6 protein-coding genes are annotated in these 6,627 nt (G+C 51.6%); all 6 read right to left on the minus strand.

Going from position 1 to position 6,627, the window contains the following annotated elements; genetic code table 11:
* Positions 1-294 precede the first annotated feature (294 nt).
* On the minus strand, positions 295-915 hold the full coding sequence (locus A4E19_16930) for a hypothetical protein (GenBank protein ID OQW35253.1): 621 nt from the start codon (positions 913-915) through the stop codon (positions 295-297).
* Complete coding sequence (locus A4E19_16935; protein OQW35254.1) at positions 897-2,279, minus strand: hypothetical protein; 1,383 nt, start codon at positions 2,277-2,279, stop codon at positions 897-899. Before A4E19_16935 ends, A4E19_16930 begins: the two co-directional genes overlap by 19 nt.
* A gap of 3 nt (positions 2,280-2,282) precedes the next feature.
* Entirely contained in the window at positions 2,283-2,747 is a 465-nt protein-coding gene (locus A4E19_16940; protein ID OQW35255.1) for a hypothetical protein, read from the minus strand.
* A gap of 342 nt (positions 2,748-3,089) precedes the next feature.
* Positions 3,090-3,347 carry a hypothetical protein gene (locus A4E19_16945; GenBank protein OQW35256.1) on the minus strand — a complete coding sequence of 86 codons (258 nt, stop codon included), beginning with the start codon at positions 3,345-3,347 and terminating at the stop codon, positions 3,090-3,092.
* 22 nt (positions 3,348-3,369) lie between these two features.
* Positions 3,370-6,030, minus strand: a complete 2,661-nt coding sequence (locus tag A4E19_16950) for a hypothetical protein (protein OQW35257.1) — start codon at positions 6,028-6,030, stop codon at positions 3,370-3,372.
* Positions 6,031-6,109: 79 nt separating this feature from the next.
* Positions 6,110-6,541, minus strand: coding sequence for a hypothetical protein (locus A4E19_16955; GenBank protein ID OQW35258.1), 432 nt, complete (start codon positions 6,539-6,541; stop codon positions 6,110-6,112).
* Positions 6,542-6,627: the final 86 nt, after the last annotated feature.

The raw sequence follows: 6,627 nt of genomic DNA on the forward strand, positions 1-6,627 counted from the left end.
GCAAGGTTTCTGGATCACTACAACCGACGTAAGCTGGTTTTGACTATTCAACTAGGTTATCATTTTCCAGTATCGAGGTGGAGGAAGGAGCTGCGATAGTGACACGTGCAATGGTGGCAAACGGTAGGACGTGGTTAGAGGCAGATCGAAGCTTTGAAAGAAATAGGGCCAACGCGTTCCAAGGTGAACAAATTTGAAAAGTCCTTCTTAATCAAGATCTCACCTGACCTCCACAACAGTGCCTCAACCTCACAGGTTTTCCGACTATGAAGTCCTTCTGGCACCAGTAGGGTCCTAACTCTCCTGCCCACGAAGAAACGGAATCTCGGCGTCTTGATATATCTTCCCGAATTCCGGAAAAGTAGGACAACTGTAGCGTCCTGTGTAAGGCACAGTTGATTGAGTTTGGCTAAATACAATTTGGGCGACCCTTATGCCGGGACGAAGGGCAAGAGGGGTGACACCTAAATTGGCAAGTTCAAGGGTTATAACTCCTCTGAAGCCTGGAGCAACAGATATTGCCGTCGCAATGACTAGTCCCGTGCGTCCCCACGAGGATCTTGAAGTGACATAAGCGGCTAAATCATTTGGTAAGCAAACGTATTCAATAGATGCGCCAAGCGCAAACTCTCCTGGGTGAAGGTAAATGCTTCCGCCCCGACGTATCGTTACACGCTCTTGGTATTTCTCTAGATCTTCTTCAGCGTTTGCCGACAAAGGATCTATCTTTGGAATATCGGATCGGCGTAAAAAAATAAAACTGAATCCCAACCGGAGATCAACAGATGAGCCCCCAATCTGTGATGGGTCCAATAGTGGGGTGATAACAAGCCGTTTCTTGAGGTCTGGTTCTCTTAGCCTGGTAAGAATTTCGAGTTTAGAAAGCTGACCAGATTTTACTTCGTTTGGCTCCATGCTGAGTAATCCTTGAGCAATTCAATAGTTTCTATAGCCTTAAGGACGAGTCTGTTAATCCGTTCATCATGATCGAGATGCCATTTTATCCCCTGATCAAAGGGTAAGGATATCCTCGCCGTCCGGTAGAACCAACCTGCAGCAATTGCTGATCTAAAATCAGGCGGATTAAGCGAAGAGGCTGTCTTCACTTCATCGGGCGGTATTCCTACAGACAGTCTTTCAAGCAGTTGCCCAATTTCGGTCTCCAATGTTGCTCTTGAATACTGTTGTCCACTGAGCTTAGACTCAAAAAACAGAGGCATTTTGGCTAAAACGGATGGAACGTCTCTATATGCACGCTCTATGAATCCATTTTCGTTTATAATGGCAAGATCGCTGTCATCTCTGGCCAAATCCTTCAAGTGTTCGATTCTTTTTAGCACAGCTTTCCGGATATCAGGGATTGGTGCAGCTCCGTCAATTCCCACAATCAAGGTAACTAGCTCTTCCTTATCTAACCAAGCCAAGAGCTGTCGTATGCGATATCTCCAGGGAGGGTAAAACTGATTTGATTCATCAGGCAAGGCATCCAGAACACTTGTTGAAGCAATGTCTTCCAAAGCAAATAGTGCGCTAATGCCAAGCAGGTAAAATGCTACTGCATCAGAAATCAATTCTTCGAGTGCCCTATAGCGTGCTTGATAAATAATTTGAAAGACACGCTGTCTGGCAGATAGTTCAAATAATGGCGGAAGATTTTCATACTCTGATCCACACCACTTTAAATCTGGTCCGATCAATTGGTTGACATAGGCTACAACGTTTTCGCGATCCTCTTGCTCGAGATAGCGATCTGCCACACGATGCCCAAGCTCATGCGCTATGATTGCATGAAGTAAGACATTGGGATACTCAACTGTTGGTATGCCTATAACGTAAAAGGTAGTCACTCCTTGCATTACCTCTTCCAAAGTGTCGCCAAGAAGTGGTCCTAACATCTTTCTGTAATGGCCAGCTATGTCAAAGACGCTGTAGTTGTAGCTTCTTTGAGCCCTTAGAATAAAAAGCGCTTTTGGCTCAACTTGATGAATGAGATTTTCAACAGGCGCAATCATTGAGGTGGGGATACGATTGGAGGTAGAGCCCTCCAAGTAATGCAGATGTCCGCTGATTATCTTTAGTGAGTGGCAGGCAAATTTCAGGACACGCTCATCGCTGTTTGTTTCCAGCACAGAAATGACTTTAACTACAATGCCTTGAAATATCTTGCCGAGTTTTCGTGGTGCCTCGGTAGGAAAATCTTTTGATAGAATATGAGAAAGCTGATTTTGTATGTTACGTGCTAAGGCATAGCCGAGCTTAAGAAGCTCATCTGGAGTCATGATTCAGGAATACAGCGCATGCGAGGACGAATTGGGGAGAGTTTGAAACGATGAAAGAACGGAATCCGCCACGATCCCAAAGAACGCCTGAGCTTTTCTTAAATCCTCGTTCAGTTGGGGGATTGTATTGGCAGCGCTTAGGTCTGACAAGCCTTGTTCAATTGAGCCCATGAGAGCAACAAGATCCTCAGAAGTTCCTTCCTGTTGCATTCTTTCAAGAGGATTTAATGCAATCCGAAGTGACCTAATAGATTGAGGTGTAACTCCCCCGATGGATTGTCCAGAACTTAACGTCCGTGCACCGCTTAATATTTCCTTAATTGCTTGCAGAGCTGAGCTAATAATTTTTTGGTCAGAACCAGTGATTGAGCCTCCTGTTGGACGATTTAATAATGCAGCTATTTGTGAAGCAAGAATCCCGCACCTAAAGTTTTCTGCTACCTTGTCAAGTTCATAGGTAAGACTCATTGCCTCTTCCTCCTTGGTTGAGGGTGTTTTCTCGCATCAAATTTCTTCAAGTGAGCTTAAGGCAAGAATTGCTATGGTACAGCTTACCACGAAAGACCGCGTCAGAGGTCCCAAGTAACACAGTGCACCCATGGGATGGGAACGCGGGTAACGTTGCAAGATTAAACCCGATGTTAGCTCACTAGTCAACAAAATTATGGTGAGTGCCAAAGGCGCTTCGAATTCCTAATGTATGGTTTCCTTTTACCAGATTCTTCCGAATCCACGGCACACCTTAAATGTCACCGAGAGGCCAAACTGCTTCCACCGGCTATGGCTTTTTGTTTCACCAGCGATAAGGCGTCACTTCTTAAAAACCAGTCTCGGCTCTGTCATGCTTCCCATCGGGACCGCCACAAGCTCCCAGCCGTCGGCTCCAAATTCGTTCAGCTTGGTTTGCATATTCTTGGTGTCGGGGAGCACTTCGACGATGATGTATTGATATCGTTTGGGCTCCTGCGCTTTGGCTGTAAACGGCTCTCCAATGAGAAGCAAGAATCCCAACGCGCTGAGGCTGACACCGGTGATGAACCACGCGAATGAAAGGCGTACGTTCTGCATATCTCACCTCTTTTGTTCTAGGTTACGGATGTGCCGCTCGCCAGTTTTTGCCGATGCCCAGATCCACCTTGAGCGGCACTGAAAGACCGAGCTGTTTACCGACTCCTTCCATCTCGCTTTTCACCAGCCGTTTCGCTTCTTCCAAGTCATGGTCCGGCACTTCGAAAATGAGCTCGTCGTGGACTTGGAGTATCATCTTCACGTGCGGCAGTTCCTGATGAAGTGTCTTATGGACGTTGATCATAGCCACTTTGATCAGATCCGCGGCCGAGCCTTGGATGGGGCTGTTCACCGCCATACGTTCGCCGAAGCCGCGCTGCACCGGATCATTACTCTGCAGCTCAGGAATCGGCCGGCGGCGGCCAAGGATCGTCGTGGTGTAGCCTTTCTCGCGTCCTTCGGCGATGTTCCGATCCATCAACGCCCGCACGGCGGGGAATCGCTCAAAGAAGGTCTCGATGTATTGCTTGGCCTCGGCCTGGGGCACCCCCAAGTTCTGGGACAGGCCGAAGGGGCTGATGCCGTAGACGATGCCGAACACGACGGTTTTCGCGGCGCGGCGCATATCTCTGGTGATTTGACTGGACGGTCGACTGAAAATTTCCATGGCCGTGGCCATGTGGATGTCTTCTTCTTTTGCAAAGACAGACAGCAGACGAGGATCTTGAGACAGATGCGCCAGAATGCGTGGCTCGATCTGGCTGTAGTCGGCGCAGAGGAGTTCATGGCCCTTGGGAACGATGAAGGCTTCGCGGATGCGCAGGCCGTAGTCGCCTTTCACGGGGATGTTTTGGAGATTGGGATCGGTGGACGAGAGTCGTCCGGTTGCGGCGACGGTCTGGTTCAAGGACGTATGAAGCCGTTTCGTTTCGGGGTGGACCAGCTCCGGCAGCGCATCGACGTAGGTCGATTTGAGTTTGCTGAGACTTCGGTAGTTGAGAATTTGCGCCGGCAATTCATGTTGAGCGGCCAGCTGCGTCAGTGTATCTTCATCGGTTGAATAGCCGGTCTTTGTTTTGCGTACCGGCTTCAAGCCGAGCTTTTCGAAGAGAACGGTCGCCAGCTGCTTCGGTGAATTGATGTTGAACTCTCCGTCGGCCAACCGGGTGATGGTTTCCATCATACGGTCGAGTTCCCGTTCGAGTTCTTCGCTCAAGTGACGGAGCCCTTCGACGTCGAGCAAGAATCCGTTCCGCTCGATGTCTGCCAGGACCGGGACAAGCGGCATTTCGACCTCTTGAAACAGGCTCAGACTGCCTTGTTCTCGCAGCCGATCCTGCATGAGCGGTGTGAGTTGGGCGATCACCGCCGCGCGTTCGGCGGTGTGCTCCTGGGACGCGGTTTCGATCTCAAACAACGATGCCGGCGGAGGTGGATCCTTTGTTTGCGTGCCAAGTCGATGGTTGAGGAGCTCAAGCGCCAGGGTGTCGAGATGATGATCCCGTCGATTGGGATTCAGGAGATAGTCGGCGATCATCGTGTCAAAGTATGGCCCCACGAGAGCAAGGCCGATTCGATGGAACCCCAGGAGCGTCTGCTTCAAGTCATGCCCCGCCTTCAGTCGCGTGGTTTCGTGAAAGAGGGCGGTAAGTGGTCGCATGTAGGCACGTACATCGAGCGGAGCGAAGGCAGTCCGTTCTTCAGACGACAGCGCGATACCCTGCACGTCGGCTCGTACGCCGGGTGAACCTGAGAAAAGACATTGGATGGCGATGGTCTGGTTCTCGTTCAGCCGTGCGACGAAAGCCTGTGCCGTCGCCTCGCTATCAAGGGTTTCCACCGAAGTCTGATGAATCGAAGTTTGCGGCGCGGCGGGTTGGATGGATTTCAACAGCGTCGTGAATTCCAGCTCTCGAAGTAGCTCGGCGAGCCGGTCGTCGTGCGGTGGCTTGATCCGTAGAGCCTCGAGATCGTAGTCGATAGGACAATCGGTTTGGATCATGGCGAGGCGACGGCTGAGTCGGGCGTTGTCGGCCTGTTCGAGCAACAGCGTTTTGGTCCGGGGGGGCGTGACCTCTTCAACCCGCTGGAGCAGCTCTTCGATCGTCCGAAACTGACCGATCAGTTTCGTGGCCGTTTTTTCCCCAATGCCCTTCACGCCCGGGATGTTGTCGATGGTATCGCCCATGAGACCCATCACCTCCGGAACCAGCGCCGGCTCGACGCCAAACCGCTCCCGACACTCTCGCTCGCCGATCCATTTGTCCTTGACCGGATCATAAATCGTCACGCGGGGGGTGAGCAGCTGGAACATGTCCTTGTCGCTTGTCACGATCGCCACATCGCGCCCGGCCTGTTCCGCTTTGCGCGCAAGTGTGCCGATGATATCGTCCGCTTCATACCCAGCCAGCCGGAGAGCGGGAATTGCCAGCGCTTCCACGATCCGGTGAATGTAGGGCACTTGTGCGCTCATGGCGTCCGGCATCGGAGGGCGCTGAGCCTTGTATGCCTGGTACTCTTCATGCCGCTGAGTAGGCCCCTTTTCGTCGAAGACCACGGCAAGCGCATCGGGACGGTGTTCCCGCATGATCTTGAGGAGCATGTTGGTAAACCCGTAGACGGCGTTGGTCTGAAAACCTTTCGAATTCGACAGCGGTGGCAAGGCAAAGAAGGCCCGATAGATATAGGCGCTGCCGTCAATCAGGTAGAGTGTGGGGCGTGTATCGGTTTGTGACGTGGACATGTGAGTAGCTTACAGCGTTCAGCCGTCAGCGATCAGCCCGTTCTTCTTCCGATGGCTAACGGCTGAGCGCTGATGGGGTTTAAGGGTCCGGCGCAATCGTCAGTGGAGGTTTTCCAAACTTCTGGCGCATGTTATTGATGGTGCTCAGGACCGCCGGTTGGCCGATCATCTTGGCTTCGAGCTTGCGCTTGCCTGGAAAGTCCAGCATCGTCACACCGATCAACATCGTGAGAATCCCCTGGCCCGGTAAGAACAACATCAAGAAACCCACGAACAGGAAGATGGCTCCAACGACGTTTTTGGCGACATGGCCGAGCAACCGCAGTAGGGGGTGGTGATTTTCCATCCAGTGCCGAGGTACACGGGTGTCGAAAAAGTCCGTCGGGAGCCGGACCAGGATGAACGGGATCGCGATCAAGGATCCGACGAAGAAAACAAGGGAAAGGGCCGTCAGCGTAACGAGAGTTTCTGTCGAGACGTACTGCTGAACCGTCGAAAGAAGCCAATCCATCGGTCGGCATCCTAGCATGGGCCTTCCCACCTCTCAAGGCGAAGGAGGCTCCTGGTGATGTCAAGCCGCGTGTGTAAATTGACGAA

Source organism: Nitrospira sp. SG-bin1 (genome assembly GCA_002083365.1).
In the GTDB taxonomy this organism is placed as follows: Bacteria; Nitrospirota; Nitrospiria; order Nitrospirales; family Nitrospiraceae; genus Nitrospira_D.

Bases quoted from the DNA above. Each gene is read 5' to 3' on its own strand.
- A4E19_16930 (OQW35253.1), bottom strand. From the start codon at position 915: ATGGAGCCAAACGAAGTAAAATCTGGTCAGCTTTCTAAACTCGAAATT.
- A4E19_16935 (OQW35254.1), bottom strand. From the start codon at position 2,279: ATGACTCCAGATGAGCTTCTTAAGCTCGGCTATGCCTTAGCACGTAAC.
- A4E19_16940 (OQW35255.1), bottom strand. From the start codon at position 2,747: ATGAGTCTTACCTATGAACTTGACAAGGTAGCAGAAAACTTTAGGTGC.
- A4E19_16945 (OQW35256.1), bottom strand. From the start codon at position 3,347: ATGCAGAACGTACGCCTTTCATTCGCGTGGTTCATCACCGGTGTCAGC.
- A4E19_16950 (OQW35257.1), bottom strand. From the start codon at position 6,030: ATGTCCACGTCACAAACCGATACACGCCCCACACTCTACCTGATTGAC.
- A4E19_16955 (OQW35258.1), bottom strand. From the start codon at position 6,541: ATGGATTGGCTTCTTTCGACGGTTCAGCAGTACGTCTCGACAGAAACT.